The organism is Stenotrophomonas bentonitica (assembly GCF_002887735.1).
GTDB classification, from domain to species: Bacteria; Pseudomonadota; Gammaproteobacteria; order Xanthomonadales; family Xanthomonadaceae; genus Stenotrophomonas; species Stenotrophomonas bentonitica_A.
In genome coordinates this window covers 237,587-251,186 of sequence record NZ_PKQP01000002.1, presented here as the reverse complement: position 1 = coordinate 251,186, position 13,600 = coordinate 237,587, and the positions used below count along the sequence as shown (strand labels likewise).

At 68.0% G+C, this 13,600-nt stretch carries 14 protein-coding genes; 7 read left to right on the top strand and 7 right to left on the bottom strand.

From position 1 onward, the window contains the following. Nucleotides 1–58 precede the first annotated feature (58 nt). Both C0R07_RS05550 and C0R07_RS05545 read left to right on the top strand, forming a co-directional pair. The gene (locus tag C0R07_RS05550) at nt 59–451 is read left to right on the top strand and encodes a c-type cytochrome (RefSeq protein ID WP_019183109.1); all 393 of its coding nucleotides are present in this window, start codon (nt 59–61) and stop codon (nt 449–451) included. Nucleotides 452–459: 8 nt separating this feature from the next. Continuing rightward, nucleotides 460–921 carry a c-type cytochrome gene (locus C0R07_RS05545; protein WP_019183110.1) on the top strand — a complete coding sequence of 154 codons (462 nt, stop codon included), beginning with the start codon at nt 460–462 and terminating at the stop codon, nt 919–921. Between the two features lie 249 nt (nt 922–1,170). Here the strand turns inward: C0R07_RS05545 and C0R07_RS05540 are convergent, their stop codons facing one another. Then, nucleotides 1,171–3,054, bottom strand: coding sequence for an ATP-binding cassette domain-containing protein (locus C0R07_RS05540; RefSeq protein ID WP_070473161.1), 1,884 nt, complete (start codon nt 3,052–3,054; stop codon nt 1,171–1,173). A gap of 36 nt (nt 3,055–3,090) precedes the next feature. Next, a complete protein-coding gene (locus C0R07_RS05535) occupies nt 3,091–3,987 on the bottom strand; it encodes a LysR family transcriptional regulator (protein ID WP_102788505.1) in 897 nt (298 codons plus the stop codon). A gap of 104 nt (nt 3,988–4,091) precedes the next feature. Here C0R07_RS05535 and C0R07_RS05530 point away from each other — a divergent pair, with 104 nt between their 5' ends. After that, on the top strand, nt 4,092–5,168 hold the full coding sequence (locus C0R07_RS05530; protein WP_102788348.1) for a YeiH family protein: 1,077 nt from the start codon (nt 4,092–4,094) through the stop codon (nt 5,166–5,168). Nucleotides 5,169–5,201: 33 nt separating this feature from the next. Beyond that, complete coding sequence (gene dbpA, locus C0R07_RS05525; RefSeq protein ID WP_102788347.1) at nt 5,202–6,584, top strand: ATP-dependent RNA helicase DbpA; 1,383 nt, start codon at nt 5,202–5,204, stop codon at nt 6,582–6,584. A gap of 104 nt (nt 6,585–6,688) precedes the next feature. Here dbpA and C0R07_RS05520 read toward each other — a convergent pair whose 3' ends face one another. The 4 genes from C0R07_RS05520 to C0R07_RS05505 all read right to left on the bottom strand — a co-directional run bounded on the left by C0R07_RS05520 (nt 6,689) and on the right by C0R07_RS05505 (nt 9,934). After that, entirely contained in the window at nt 6,689–7,225 is a 537-nt protein-coding gene (locus C0R07_RS05520; protein WP_026069768.1) for an adenine phosphoribosyltransferase, read from the bottom strand. Nucleotides 7,226–7,267: 42 nt separating this feature from the next. Further along, nucleotides 7,268–8,833, bottom strand: a complete 1,566-nt coding sequence (locus C0R07_RS05515) for a protein adenylyltransferase SelO (RefSeq protein WP_102788346.1) — start codon at nt 8,831–8,833, stop codon at nt 7,268–7,270. A 37-nt stretch (nt 8,834–8,870) separates the two neighbouring features. Further along, complete coding sequence (locus tag C0R07_RS05510; RefSeq protein WP_019183132.1) at nt 8,871–9,563, bottom strand: glutathione S-transferase family protein; 693 nt, start codon at nt 9,561–9,563, stop codon at nt 8,871–8,873. 161 nt (nt 9,564–9,724) lie between these two features. Further along, complete coding sequence (locus tag C0R07_RS05505) at nt 9,725–9,934, bottom strand: cold-shock protein (protein ID WP_017356920.1); 210 nt, start codon at nt 9,932–9,934, stop codon at nt 9,725–9,727. A gap of 301 nt (nt 9,935–10,235) precedes the next feature. On the opposite strand from C0R07_RS05505, the gene C0R07_RS05500 reads away from it, so the two are divergent. Further along, nucleotides 10,236–10,709, top strand: a complete 474-nt coding sequence (locus C0R07_RS05500) for a YaiI/YqxD family protein (RefSeq protein ID WP_102788345.1) — start codon at nt 10,236–10,238, stop codon at nt 10,707–10,709. 136 nt (nt 10,710–10,845) lie between these two features. Here C0R07_RS05500 and C0R07_RS05495 read toward each other — a convergent pair whose 3' ends face one another. Then, the gene (locus C0R07_RS05495; protein WP_102788344.1) at nt 10,846–11,730 is read right to left on the bottom strand and encodes a pseudouridine synthase; all 885 of its coding nucleotides are present in this window, start codon (nt 11,728–11,730) and stop codon (nt 10,846–10,848) included. Between the two features lie 41 nt (nt 11,731–11,771). Here C0R07_RS05495 and C0R07_RS05490 point away from each other — a divergent pair, with 41 nt between their 5' ends. Both C0R07_RS05490 and C0R07_RS05485 read left to right on the top strand, forming a co-directional pair. Continuing rightward, the gene (locus C0R07_RS05490) at nt 11,772–12,323 is read left to right on the top strand and encodes a YaeQ family protein (RefSeq protein WP_102788343.1); all 552 of its coding nucleotides are present in this window, start codon (nt 11,772–11,774) and stop codon (nt 12,321–12,323) included. Nucleotides 12,324–12,333: 10 nt separating this feature from the next. After that, a complete protein-coding gene (locus C0R07_RS05485; RefSeq protein WP_070427179.1) occupies nt 12,334–13,518 on the top strand; it encodes an NAD(P)/FAD-dependent oxidoreductase in 1,185 nt (394 codons plus the stop codon). Nucleotides 13,519–13,600 lie beyond the last annotated feature (82 nt).

Here is a 13,600-nt window from a genome sequence, read left to right as displayed (position 1 = left end):
GGCCCAGTTCCGTACCCCACGCCGGAACGACCAGACCCGTTTATCGGAAAAGGACATCATGCGCCCGCAGCCGCTCGCCGCTTGTCTCGTTCTGGCCGTCCTCCTGCCCCTCGGGGCCGCCGCACAGGCCGCAACACCCGCTCCTGCAGTCCCTGCCACCCCCGCTCCGGCCGCCACCGCGCCGGCGCCTGCCGCCGTCACCGGCCGGTTCGACAATGGCCGGGTCCTGGCCTATACGTGCCAGGGGTGCCACGGCATCACCGGGTACAAGAACGCCTATCCCAGCTACAAAGTGCCCAAGATCGGCGGGCAGACCCGTGAGTACCTCAGCCAGGCGCTGACCGAGTACCGCCACGGCAAGCGCAAGCATCCGACGATGCAGGCGCAGTCGATGAGTTTCAGCGAACAGGAGATCGCCGATCTCGCTGTTTACCTGTCCACCGTCAAATAAGCGCGCTCATGTCGAAAGCCACGCCACTCCAGCGTTACGCCATCGCCCTGTCCGTTGCCCTGCTGATGACTGCGTGTTCGCAGTCTCAGGTGGAGAACAGCGCAGATTCCGCCGCCGATCCGGGCCACGCCAGTGGTGAACACGGGTCCGGCTCCTCCGCCGGCCTGCCGGCCGGCCGCATCGCCGCCGGTGAGGCGCGTGCCCAGGTCAAAGGCAAAGCCACCGGCCAGAGCTGCATCGACTGCCACGGCGCCGACGGCAACAAGCCGATCGACCCGACCTACCCGAAGCTGGGTGGGCAGTACGGGGATTACCTGGCGCACAGCCTGCAGGCCTACCGCGCGGGGGATCGCCAGCACGCGCTGATGACCCCGCAGGCGACCGACCTGAGCGACCAGGACATCGCCGACCTGGCCGCGTATTTCGGCTCACGCCCAACCCAGTTGCGGGATCTGCACGGCCTGAAATGACGACGGTAGCGCCGACCGTTGGTCGGCGGCCTTCCATCCGGCCCCACGAAGCCCTGACAGGCAGAGCCGACCGTTGGTCGGCTGCGCTTCGTTCGGGCGCCATGAACCACTGACGCCAGCCGACCAACGGTCGGCTCTACAGGTGAGGCGACCAACGGTCGGCGTTACGCGTGCGGCGGACCAGCGGTCGGTGCCATACGTCCCGTACCGTCAAGCCGACCAATGGTCGGCTCTACGTCGATCACCGGGTCAGGCGTCCAGTTCTTCCCAGCGCGCGTACGCGGCGTCCAGCTCAGCCTGGACCTTGGCAAGCTTCGCGTTGTGCGCGGCCATGTCCGCGGCGCTGCGCTGATAGAACGCCGGGTCGTTCATCGCGGCGGTGAGGCCTTCGACGTCCTTCTCCAGCGTTTCGATCTTCAGCGGCAGCTGTTCCAGCTCGCGCGCGTCCTTGTAGCTCAGCTTGCGCTTGGCCTCGGCCGGCGCGGCAGCGGCAGCCGCCGCAGCAACCGGCTTGGCCGCCACCACGGGCGCAGCGGCGGCCGCGGCGGCCACGCGTGCAGCGTGGCGCTGCCAATCGGTATAGCCGCCCACGTACTCGCCGACCACGCCGTCCCCTTCCATCACCATCGTGGAAGTGACCACGTTGTCCAGGAAGTCACGGTCATGGCTGACCAGCAGCAACGTGCCGGTGTAATCGCTCAGCAGCTCTTCCAGCAGCTCAAGCGTTTCCACGTCCAGGTCGTTGGTCGGTTCATCCATCACCAGCAGGTTGGACGGCTGCGCGAACAGCTTGGCCAGCAGCAGGCGGTTGCGCTCGCCACCGGACAAACGGGTGATCGGCGCGCGGGCGCGCTCGGGCGAGAACAGGAAGTCCTGCAGGTAGGCGTGCACATGCTTGCGCTTACCGTTGAACTCGATGAAATCGCGGCCTTCGGCCACGTTCTCGATCGCGGTCCAGTCTTCGCGCAGCACGGCACGGTACTGGTCGAAATACGCGATCTGCAGGTTGGTGCCGGCGCGCACTTCGCCGCTCTGCGGCTGCAGGTCCCCCAGCAGCAGCTTGAGCAGCGTGGTCTTGCCGCTGCCGTTCGGCCCGATCAGGCCGATGCGGTCGCCGCGCAGGATCACGGTGCTGAAGTCCTTGACCATCACACGCTCGCCGAAGGCGAACGAGATGTCCTTGACGTCGATGACCTTCTTGCCGGAGTTCTCCGCCTGCGCCGCTTCCATGCGCACGTTGCCGCCCAGTTCGCGGCGCTGCGAGCGATCGTTGCGCATCGCCTTGAGGCGGCGCACACGGCCTTCGTCGCGGGTGCGGCGGGCCTTGATGCCCTGGCGGATCCAGATTTCTTCCTGGGCCAGCAGTTTGTCGAAGCGCGCGTTTTCCTGCGCCTGCGCGTTCATGCGCTCTTCGCGGCGGCGCTCGTAGTTGGCCCAGTCGCCCGGCCAGCTGGTGACCTGGCCGCGGTCGATCTCGACGATGCGGGTGGCCAGTGCACGCAGGAAGCGACGGTCATGGGTGACGAACACCACGCTGCCGTTCCAGTTCTTGAGGAACATTTCGAGCCAGTCGATGGCTTCGATGTCCAGGTGGTTGGTCGGTTCGTCGAGCAGCAGCAGGTCCGGCGAGGACACCAGCGCGCGGCCCAGCAGCACGCGGCGCTTCATGCCGCCGGACAGGCGCGCGAATTCGGCATCGCCGTCCAGGTCGAGCTTGGTCAGGGTTTCGCTGACGCGCTGGTCCAGGCCCCAGCCGTTGGCGGCATCGATCTTGGCCTGCACGGCCGAGAGCGCATCGCCGTCGAAATCCTCGGCCATGCTCAGGTGATGGAACTCGGCCAGCCACTGGCCCAGCTCGCCCAGGCCATCGGCAACCACATCGAACACGCTGCCGGCGGCACCGTGCGGGACCTCCTGTTCCAGGCGGGTGATGCGCACCCCCTGCTGCACGCGGACTTCGCCGTCATCGGGCTTGTGATCGCCGGACAGCAGTTTGAGCAGGGTCGATTTGCCGGCGCCGTTGCGGCCGATCAGGGCGATACGCTCGCCCGGCTCGATCGACAGTTCGGCTTTTTCCAGCAACAGGGGGCCGCCGACGCTGAAGTCGACGTTTTGCAGAGTAATCAGAGGCATCCGACCATTGTACGGGCTGGCGGTGCGTAGCGTCGCTTACTCCTGACCGAACACGCCCGCAGGCAGCCCCAGCAGCGCCCACAGCGCCGGGGGCACCCGCTTGCCCGGATGGCGGACCACCCAGAGCTGGCGCGACATCGGCGGCAGCGGGGTATCGACGATGACCAGCGTACCCAGCGCGATCAGATCGGCTACAGCGTGCCGCGACAGGCATGCCAGGCCGAGCCCGGCGGCCGCCGCCTGTTTGATTGCTTCGGTGCTGCCCAGCTGCATGGCGCGGGCAAAGTGATGCAGGTGTGGCAGCAGCGCCTGCTCGACCGCCTCGCGGGTGCCCGAGCCCAGCTCGCGCAGGAGCCAGCGGGCCTGCGCCAACGCTGCGATTTCCATGCGCGCCGGGGTGGTCCCGCGCGCCGCCACGATGACCAGGTCGTCGCGTTGCCACGGCAGCACCTGCAGGCCACTTTCGTGGCAGGGCCCTTCAATCAGGCCCAGATCCACCTCCAGGCGCTGGACCGCCGCGACGACGTCGGCGCTGTTGCCGATCCGCAGGTCCACCTGGGCCTGGGGGTTGTCGGCCAGCAGCGTGGCGACGCGGGACGGCAGCAGGTAGTTGCCGATCGTGGTGCTTGCCCCGAGCCGCAGCAGCAGGCGCCGCGCACCGGACGCGACCTGCCCGACCCCGGCCAGCCGCTCCAGATCGGCCGCGGCCACCAGCAGCGCGCGGGCGGGATCCAGCAGCGCCCGACCCTGCGGGTTGAGGATCAGCCGGCGCCCGATGCGGTCGAACAGCGGGCTGGCCAGCTGGCTTTCCAGTTCATTGAGCGCTGCGCTCGTGGCCGATTGCGACAAGGCCAGCTGCGCCCCTGCCGCAGCCGTGGTGCCGGCGTCGGCGATCGCCACGAACACCTGCCATTGGCGGAGGGTGAGGTGCATGACGGCCATTAACGCACCAAACAGGTCGAAATAACAGAAACAATGCGTTTTACAGGTTTATGCGCGGGGCGCAGGCTATCGCTGTGATCTGACTGGAGCTCCCCGTGAACACCCCTGCAGCCGCCCTGCCCTCACCCACTACCGCCCAGCGCTGGCGCGGCCGCCTTCCCGGGCTTCTGCTGACCGGCGCCGTGGCTGCAGCGGCCATGGGACTGGCGCCGCTGCCGTGGCTGCAGAGGCACGGCATCAGCGCGCTGACCCTGGCCATCGTGCTCGGCATCGCGCTGGGCAACACGCTTTACCCACGGCTGGCGGCTTCGGCCGGTGCCGGCGTTGGCTTCTCCAAGCACTGGCTGCTGCGTGCGGGCATCGTGCTGTACGGCCTGCGCCTGACCTTCCAGGATATCGGCCAGGTCGGTGTCGGCGGGGTGCTGACCGATGCGCTGGTGCTGACCAGTACCTTCGCGCTGGCGTGGTGGGCCGGCACGCGCTGGTTCCGCCTCGACAGGGAGAGCGCCCTGCTGATCGGTGCCGGCAGCTCGATCTGCGGTGCGGCCGCGGTGATGGCGGCCGAGCCGGTGGTGCGCGGGCGCGCGGACCAGGTGACCGTGGCGGTCTCCACCGTGGTGGTGTTCGGCACGCTGGCGATGTTCCTGTACCCGGCGCTGTACCAGCTCAACCTTGCCCACGGGTGGATCCCGATGGACACCCAGGCCTACGGCGTGTTCACCGGCTCGACCGTGCACGAAGTCGCCCAGGTGGTCGCCGCCGGCCGCGCGGTCAGCGAGGGGGCTGCCGACACCGCCGTGATCGCCAAGATGGTGCGGGTGATGATGCTGGCCCCGTTCCTGATCGGGCTGTCGATGCTGCTCGCACGCGGTGGCATGCCGGGTGCGTGCGGCCAGCGCACGAAGATCGTGGTGCCGTGGTTCGCGTTCGGCTTCGTCGCGGTGGCCGGGCTCAACTCGCTGCAGGTGCTGCCGGCCGCCATCGTCAGCGCGGCGATCGATCTGGACACCGTGATGCTGGCCATGGCCATGGCCGCGCTTGGCCTGACCACGCATGTGTCGGCCCTGCGCAAGGCCGGTATGAAGCCGCTGCTGCTGGCGCTGCTGCTGTTTGGTTGGCTGCTGGCGGGCGGGCTGGGGATCAACCTGGGCGTGCGCGCACTGCTGGGCTGAGGCACGCCGGGCGGACTTCTGCGACACTATCGCATGTCTGAATTCTCCTCCCTGCCGCTGAAACCAGCGCTGCTGCCCGGCATCGATGCCATGGGCTATACCTCGCTCACCCCCGTGCAGGCCCAGAGCCTGCCGGCCATCCTCGAGCGCCGCGATGTCATCGCACAGGCCCCGACCGGCAGCGGCAAGACCGCGGCCTTCGGGCTGGGCCTGCTGCAGGCGCTGGACCCGTCGGTGACCCGCGCCCAGGCGCTGGTGCTGTGCCCGACCCGCGAACTGGCCGATCAGGTCGGCAAGCAGATCCGCAAGCTGGCGACCGGCATTCCGAACCTCAAACTGCTGGTGCTGACCGGCGGCATGCCGCTGGGCCCGCAGCTGGCCTCGCTGGAAGCGCACGATCCGCAGGTCGTGGTCGGTACGCCCGGGCGCATCCAGGAACTGGGCCGCAAGCGCGTGCTGCACCTGGGCGGCGTGACCACCCTGGTGATGGACGAAGCCGACCGCATGCTCGACATGGGCTTTGAGGAGCCGATCCGCGAGATCGCCGGGCGCACCAGCAAGGACCGCCAGACGCTGTTGTTCTCGGCCACCTTCCCCGATGAGATCCGCGAGATCGCCCGCGTGCTGCTGCGCGACCCGGTGGAAGTGACCGTGGAAGGCGCCGACCATGCGCCGGCGATCCGCCATCTGTTCTGCGAGACCGAGCTTGCACTGAAGCAGAAGGCGCTGGCCGGCCTGCTGCTCAAGTACACGCCCGAATCGGCCGTGGTGTTCTGCAACACCCGCCGCGATGTCGACGATGTCGCCATTTCGCTGCAGCAGTTCGGCTTCTCCGCGCTGCCGCTCCACGGCGAGATGGAACAGCGCGACCGCGACGAAGTGCTGGTGCGCTTCGCCAACCGCAGCTGCAACGTGCTGGTCGCCAGCGACGTGGCCGCGCGCGGGCTGGATGTGCAGGACCTGGCGGCGGTGATCAATTACGAGCTGCCGACCGACATCGAAACCTATGAGCATCGCGTGGGCCGTACCGGTCGCGCCGGTGCGACCGGCTTGGCGATCAGCCTGGTGACGCATCGCGAGCGCAACCGCGCCGATGCGCTCGAAACCGCACAGGGCAAGCCGCTGGACTGGCAGAAGACGCCGCTGGCCACGGCCCGCCCGCCGGTGCTGCCGCAGGCGGCAATGACCACGCTGCGCATCGATGGTGGCAAGACCGACAAACTGCGCCCGGGCGACATCCTGGGGGCGCTGACCGGCGATGCCGGGCTGGCCGCCAAGTACATCGGCAAGATCGATATCTACGCCACGCGCTCGTATGTCGCCATTGCGCGCGAGCAGGCCGGCCGGGCGATCGCCCAGCTGGAGGCCGGCAAGATCAAGGGCCGCCGGTTCCGCGTACGCAAGATGGATGTCTGAGCGGTAGAGCCGACCGTTGGTCGGCTGCACTTGCGTTGGGGCGTTTGAGGTGCCGGCCAGCGGCCGGCACTACCAGTGCCGGCGCGCCCGCGCGGATTTCCGGCTCAATAGACCAGGTTGGCCAGCAGCGGGACGTCACTCGTCCAGCGCTCGCGGCCGCCAAGCCCGGCCAGTTCCACGAGCACGGCCGCACCGACCACCTCGACCTGCAGCTGGCGGGCCAGCGACAACGCCGCCAGCAGCGTGCCGCCCGTGGCCAGCACATCATCGACCACCAGCACGCGGGCGCCGGCCGGCAAGGCATCGGCGTGCACTTCAATGCTGTCGGTCCGGTATTCCAGGGTGTAATCCTGGCGCAGCACCTTGCCCGGCAGCTTGCCCGGCTTGCGCACCGGCACGAAGCCCACGCCCAGCACCCGCGCCATGGCCGCGCCGAGGATGAAGCCGCGCGACTCGATCCCCATCACCGCCTGCAGGTTGGCATCGCGCCAGGGCGCGACCATCGCATCGATGGCGGCCGCGAAATCCGGGCCGTCGGCGAGCAGCGGCATGATGTCCTTGAACAGGATGCCCGGCTTGGGGAAATCGGCGATGTCGCGCAGGCGGCCGGCCCAGGCGGGCGTGGCGGAAGACTCGGTCATGATCGGCACAGCACAAAGGGTGGCATAGGGTAACCGAGCGCCCTACGAGCTGCAGGACAGCATCGAGCAGCCGGCCTTCACACGCGCCCACTCGGGTCGCTTGGCCGCGAAGTGCTCGCGCCCGGGCTGTACCTCATACGGGCGTCGCAACACCTCCAGCAGCGTGTGCACACCGCTCGGATCGCCCTGCTCGGCCTGCTCGATCGCTTCCTGGGCCAGCCAGTTGCGCAGCACGTACACCGGGTTGGCGCGGCCCATCTGCTGCTCCCGCGCCTGCGTGCTCAGCCCATCGGCGCGCAGCCGCGCCGCGTACTGCTGCAGCCACGCCTGCAATGACGGCAGCACCGCTTCCCGGCGTGCCGGGCTGTAGAACGCGTCTTCCAGCACCGCCACCGACGGCGCGGCGGGATCGAGATCCATCAGGCCACGGAAGGCGATGGTCATGTCCATCTCCCCCTCGTGCAGGATCTCCAGCCACGCGCCCATCAGCGCCACATCGTCATCGCGGCAGGTGTCCAGGCCCAGCTTCGCGGCGATGTCGGCGCGCTCGCATTCGGCGTGCACCTGCTGGAAACGCGCCAGCCCGTCATGCAGCGGGGTGACATCCTCGAACAGCGGTGCCAATGCCTGCGCGAGCCGGGTGAGATTCCAGTACGCCACCTGCGGCTGCGTGCCGAAGCGATACCGCCGGCCCTGCGCATCGGTGGTGTTGGGGGTCCACTCCGGATCGTAGTCCTCTACCCAGCCATACGGGCCGTAATCGATGGTGAGACCCAGAATCGACAGGTTGTCGGTGTTCATCACGCCGTGCACGAACCCTACGCGCATCCAGTGCGCGACCAGGACGGCGGTGCGTTCGCAGATCTCGGCGAACCAGCGTGCATGGCGCGCCTGGCCGGCGTCGGCCAGCGCAGGGAAATCACGCGCGATGCAGACATCGGCCAGTTGCCGCAACAACGGGGTGTCGCCGCGCGAGGCCGGCAGTTCGAACGTGCCGAAACGGATGAAGGACGGCGCGACGCGGCAGACGATCGCGCCGGGTTCGGCCTGCGGATGACCGTCATAGAACATGTCACGCACGACCGCATCGCCGGTGCCGACCAGGCTTAACGCGCGCGTGGTCGGCACGCCGAGGTGATGCATCGCCTCGCTGCACAGGAACTCGCGGATCGACGAGCGCAGCACCGCACGCCCATCGGCACCGCGCGAGTAAGGCGTGCGCCCGGCGCCCTTCAACTGCAGTTCCCAGTGCGCCCCTTCCGGGGTGAGCAGTTCGCCCAGCGAGATCGCACGGCCATCGCCGAGCTGCCCCGCCCAGTGGCCGAACTGATGCCCACCGTAGTTGGCCGCCCACGGCGCCATCCCGGCATATAGCGCATTGCCGCCGAACACCCGTGCGAAGTCCTCGCTCTGGATCAGGTCCTCGCCCATGCCCAGCAGCGCGGCCACGTCCGGCGAGTACGCCAGCAGTTGTGGGGCGGCGATCGGGGTCGGCATCACCGAGGACCACGCGGCCTGGCGCACCTCGCGCACGCGCGGGCCGGTTTCCGGATCGCCGGGCAGGTCACGGATGAAGCGGTTATCGAAACGCAGGGGCTGGGTGCTCATCCGCATGAAATGGGGGCAGCCGGGCTGCCCCGCAAGCTCAGCGTGAACCGCCGCCGAGGTTCAACGGACCGCCCCGCTCCACTGCACGCTGGTAGGCCGGGCGCTGTTCGATCCGGGTCAGGTAGGACTGCAGCCGCGGATAGGCGGCCATATCGCCCCCTCTCGCGGCGGCGGCCTGGATCGGGAAACTCATCTGGATGTCCGCTGCGGTGAAGCGCTCACCGGCAAACCACGGCGACTGGCCCAGCTCGCGCTCCATCCAGTCCATGTGCAGCTTCACCTGCGGCCCCACGAACCCCTTCAGCGCCTTGTCGGCGATGGAGCGTGCGATCGGCTTGGCGAAGAACGGCATCGGCGCATTGCGCAGCCGCGAAAACACCAGCGTCATCACCAGCGGCGGCATCGCCGAGCCTTCGGCGTAGTGCAGCCAGTAGCGATAACGCACGCGTTCGGGCGCCTGGGCCGGCATCGGCTCGGGCGAGAGCTGGCGGCCGCTGTCATAGCGGTCGGCCAGGTATTCCAGGATCGCGCCGGATTCAGCCAATACCAGTGCATCGTCCTGCAGCACCGGGGACTTGCCCAGCGGATGCACGTCACGCAGCGCCTGCGGTGCCAGCCAGGTCTTGGGATCGCGCTGGTAGTTGACCACCTGATACGGCAGGCCCAGCTCTTCAAGCATCCACAGCACGCGCAGCGAGCGCGAGTGGTCCAGATGGTGCACCTTGATCATCGACGGTTCCGCAGGGGCAAAGCGGCATCGTAACCGGGTGGCTGACACGGTGACGTCTTCAACCTGCGCCGCGTCGACCAGGGCCAGGCATCGCCCAATAAAAAACGCCGGAAGCTTTCGCTTCCGGCGTTCAAGGCGACCTTACGGTTGCGGGGGGTCGATTAGACCGCCTGCACCTGGTCAGCCTGCATACCCTTCTGGCCCTGCACGGCGACGAAGGTCACCTTCTGGCCTTCCTGCAGCGACTTGAAGCCGGTGCCCTGGATCGCGCGGAAATGCACGAAGAGGTCCGGGCCGCTTTCCGGGGTGATGAAGCCGAAGCCCTTGGCGTCGTTGAACCACTTCACGGTGCCCTGCTGACGATCAGACATGTACTAACTCCTGAAACAATAGTTGAAATAATCGCGGCCGCCGCGTATCGGAGCCGAGACTGAGTTGCAGGCGTTGGTAAAGCGGATCGATGAGCAGATCGTGAGATCAACTGCACCAGGCCACGATTCACGGTGACCCTAGCAAACACAGTGTGGGTGACGATACTCGTGTTTTACCGAAAAAGCGATAGCTGGTTTATTCAGCCATCCTCCCCCTCCCGCCTGACAGGACAAGGGGTCGGGCGATCCTACACGAAACCGGAGCCCCTATTCAGATTTTTCCTACCTTAAGATCAGCCAAATGACCGATGCCCCGACCCCTAAAGTTCATATCTGGGTGGACGCCGATGCCTGCCCGGCCGTCATCAAGGAGATCCTGTTCCGCGCCGCCGAGCGGGCCGGGATCGAGATGACCCTGGTCGCGAACCACTGGCTGCGCACTCCCCCGTCCCGTTTCATCCGATCGGTACAGGTGCCGCCAGGCCTGGATGTGGCTGACAGCGTGATCGTCGAGCGGGTCCAGCCGGGCGACCTGGTCGTCACGCAGGACATCCCCTTGGCCGCCCTCGTCTTGGATAAAAAGTCCGTCGCGCTCAACCCGCGTGGCGAGCTGTACACGCCCGACAACATGGCCGAGCGCCTGTCCATGCGCAATTTCATGGAGGAACTGCGCGGCTCGGGCATCCAGACCGGCGGGCCGGCGCCCCTGCACGCGCGCGACAAACAGGCCTTCGCCGCACAGCTGGATCGTTGGCTGGCCAAGCGTTCAGTGTGATGAACCGCCAGCTGGATGAAGGTCCGGCGTGGCCCAGGACCGGTATCGGTAGTGCCGGCCGCTGGCCGGCTCCTCCTCAACACCTGCTGACGACAGGATCTACCCATGGCCCCCCGCAGCCGGCCAGCGGCCGGCCCTACAGGTGGAGCGACAGCCCGCTGGAGAACGTGCGCCGCTCTCCGGTGAACGGGTCATCGAACGCCAATTCGTTGGCCAGCAGCTGCAGCGGCACCCCCGCCGGCGCATCCGCGCGCAGCTCCGGGTACAGATCGTCCCCCAGGATCGGCGCGCCCAGCCCCGCCATGTGCACGCGCAACTGGTGCTTGCGGCCACTCACCGGGTGCAGCCGGTAACGCCAGACCGGCCCGGTGCGCTCGATCACCTCGATGCGGGTCCGGGCATTGGGCTCGCCGGTCACCTCGGCCATGCGGAAAAACGGCTCGCCCGGGACCAGCCGGGTCTGGCGCTCAAGCGGGAACGCCACCTGCGGCAGGGCCGGCGCCAAGGCTTCGTAGACCTTCTCGATGCGCCGCTCGCGGAACAGGCGCTGGTAGGCATCGCGGCTCGCCGGCCGGGTCGAGAACAGCACCAGCCCGGCGGTCAACCGGTCCAGGCGGTGCAGCGGCACCAGGTCGGGGTTGCCGGTGCGCGCCACCAGCCGCGCCAGCAGGGTCTCGCGCACGTAGCCGCCCGCCGGGGTGACCGGCAGGAAATGCGGCTTGTCGGCCACCAGCAGCTCCGCGTCCTGATGGACGATGGCCTCGGCGAAGTGAATCACCGGCTCATCCGCAACTTCACGGAAGTACACGATCTCCAGCCCGACCTGCCAGGGATGATCCGGAGCGAGCGCCCTGCCCTGCGCATCCTGCACGCGCCCACGGGCGAAGCGGCCCACCCACTGCGCGCGGTCGATGCGCGGGAAGCGCGCACACAGCCCGTCCAGCAGGCTCGGCCAGTCGCCGGGGGGCAACTGCAGGCGACTGGGCGCGGGGGTGGCAAGGATCGGATCGGACGGACTCATGGCGAACCATTATCATGGCGCTCTTTGTTTCAGGTATCCCCATGGCCCTCACCGCCACCATCCGCAAGGCCGAACTGCAGATCAGCGACATGGACCGCGGCTACTACGCCAGCCATACGCTGACGCTGGCCCAGCATCCGTCCGAAACCGACGACCGCCTGATGGTGCGCCTGCTCACCTTCGCGCTGAACGCCGACGACCGGCTGGAATTCGGCCGCGGCCTGAGCGTGGATGACGAACCGGACCTGTGGCGCCGCGATTACACCGGCGACATCGAACTGTGGATCGAACTGGGCCAGCCGGACGAGTCGCGCCTGCGCAAGGCCGCCGGCCGCGCGCGCGCGGTGCAGCTGGTGACCTACGGCGGCCGCGCCGCCGACATCTGGTGGGAGCGCAACGCTTCCGCGCTGAAGAAGCTCGCCACGCTGGAGGTGATGGACCTGCCGGGCGAGTTCGTCACCGAATGGGGCGCGCAGATCGAACGCACGATGCAGTGGGACGTGCAGATCCAGGACGGCGAAGTGCAGTTGACCTCCGACAAGGCCCAGCTCAGCGTCATCCCCACCTGGCGCAAGCAGAAGCCGCAGGCCTGAGCGCGCTGAGATGTCCGTGATCCGATGCGATGTACTGGTGATCGGCGCCGGCGCGGCCGGGCTGATGTGTGCGATGACCGCTGGCAGACGCGGGCGCATGGTGCAGGTGATCGACCATGCCAACAAGGTCGGCAAGAAGATCCTGATGTCCGGCGGCGGGCGCTGCAACTTCACCAACACCGGCACCACCGCCGCCAACTTCCTCTCGGCCAATCCGCACTTCTGCAAATCCGCGCTGGCCCGTTACACCCCCTGGCACTTCATCGAGATGGTGGAGCGGCACGGCATCGCGTATCACGAAAAAGAACTGGGCCAGCTGTTCTGCGACATCTCCTCCAAGCAGATCGTGAAGATGCTGGTGGACGAATGCCAGGCCGCCGGGGTGCAGATCCGCACCGACTGCGGGGTGCAGAAGGTCGAGCGCGGCGCGGACGGTTTCCACGTACACACCGCGCAGGGTCACTTCCACGCCGCCTCGCTGGTGGTCGCCACCGGTGGCTTGTCGATCCCGAGCATGGGCGCCACCGGCTTCGGCTATGAGCTGGCCCGCCAGTTTGGCCACGAGGTCCTGCCGACCCGGGCCGGGCTGGTGCCGCTGACCTTGAGCGGAAAGCACCAGGAGCGCTTCAACGAGCTCAGCGGCGTCGCCCTGCCGATCGAGGCACGCTGCAACGGGGTCGAGTTCCGCAATTCCATGCTGATCACCCACCGCGGCATCAGCGGCCCGGCGATCCTGCAGATCTCTTCGTACTGGCAGCCCGGCGATGAGCTGCGGCTGGACCTGCTGCCGGGCCAGGACGCGCTGGGCTGGCTGCGCCGGATGAAGGCCGAGCGCGGCGCTGCCGAGCTGCGCACGGTGCTGTCCGAGGTGCTGCCGCGGCGGCTCGCGCTGCGCCTGTGCGAGCACTGGCTGCCGGACCGGCTGGTGCGCCAGATCGACGAGCCGCAGCTGCGCGAGGCAGCCGATCTGCTCCAGAATTTCCCGCTGGTGGCCAGTGGCACCGAGGGCTACCGTACCGCCGAGGTGACGCTGGGCGGGGTCGACACCCGCAAGGTGTCCTCCAGTACCTTTGAATCGCAACTGGTTCCCGGCCTGCACTTCATCGGGGAGGTGCTGGACGTGACCGGCTGGCTGGGGGGCTACAACTTCCAGTGGGCCTGGGCCTGTGGCCATGCCGCGGGCAGCGTGGCCTGAGCCGGGACCCGCGTTCCGTGATCGGCTACGGTTTGCCGCATGGACGTAGTCACACGCATCGTGTATCAAGTTTGCAGTCCGG

Coding starts and splice junctions, on each gene's coding strand:
- C0R07_RS05550 (WP_019183109.1), top strand. CDS start 59: ATGCGCCCGCAGCCGCTCGCCGCTTGTCTCGTTCTGGCCGTCCTCCTG.
- C0R07_RS05545 (WP_019183110.1), top strand. CDS start 460: ATGTCGAAAGCCACGCCACTCCAGCGTTACGCCATCGCCCTGTCCGTT.
- C0R07_RS05540 (WP_070473161.1), bottom strand. CDS start 3,054: ATGCCTCTGATTACTCTGCAAAACGTCGACTTCAGCGTCGGCGGCCCC.
- C0R07_RS05535 (WP_102788505.1), bottom strand. CDS start 3,987: ATGCACCTCACCCTCCGCCAATGGCAGGTGTTCGTGGCGATCGCCGAC.
- dbpA (WP_102788347.1), top strand. CDS start 5,202: ATGTCTGAATTCTCCTCCCTGCCGCTGAAACCAGCGCTGCTGCCCGGC.
- C0R07_RS05520 (WP_026069768.1), bottom strand. CDS start 7,225: ATGACCGAGTCTTCCGCCACGCCCGCCTGGGCCGGCCGCCTGCGCGAC.
- C0R07_RS05515 (WP_102788346.1), bottom strand. CDS start 8,833: ATGAGCACCCAGCCCCTGCGTTTCGATAACCGCTTCATCCGTGACCTG.
- C0R07_RS05510 (WP_019183132.1), bottom strand. CDS start 9,563: ATGATCAAGGTGCACCATCTGGACCACTCGCGCTCGCTGCGCGTGCTG.
- C0R07_RS05505 (WP_017356920.1), bottom strand. CDS start 9,934: ATGTCTGATCGTCAGCAGGGCACCGTGAAGTGGTTCAACGACGCCAAG.
- C0R07_RS05500 (WP_102788345.1), top strand. CDS start 10,236: ATGACCGATGCCCCGACCCCTAAAGTTCATATCTGGGTGGACGCCGAT.
- C0R07_RS05495 (WP_102788344.1), bottom strand. CDS start 11,730: ATGAGTCCGTCCGATCCGATCCTTGCCACCCCCGCGCCCAGTCGCCTG.
- C0R07_RS05490 (WP_102788343.1), top strand. CDS start 11,772: ATGGCCCTCACCGCCACCATCCGCAAGGCCGAACTGCAGATCAGCGAC.
- C0R07_RS05485 (WP_070427179.1), top strand. CDS start 12,334: ATGTCCGTGATCCGATGCGATGTACTGGTGATCGGCGCCGGCGCGGCC.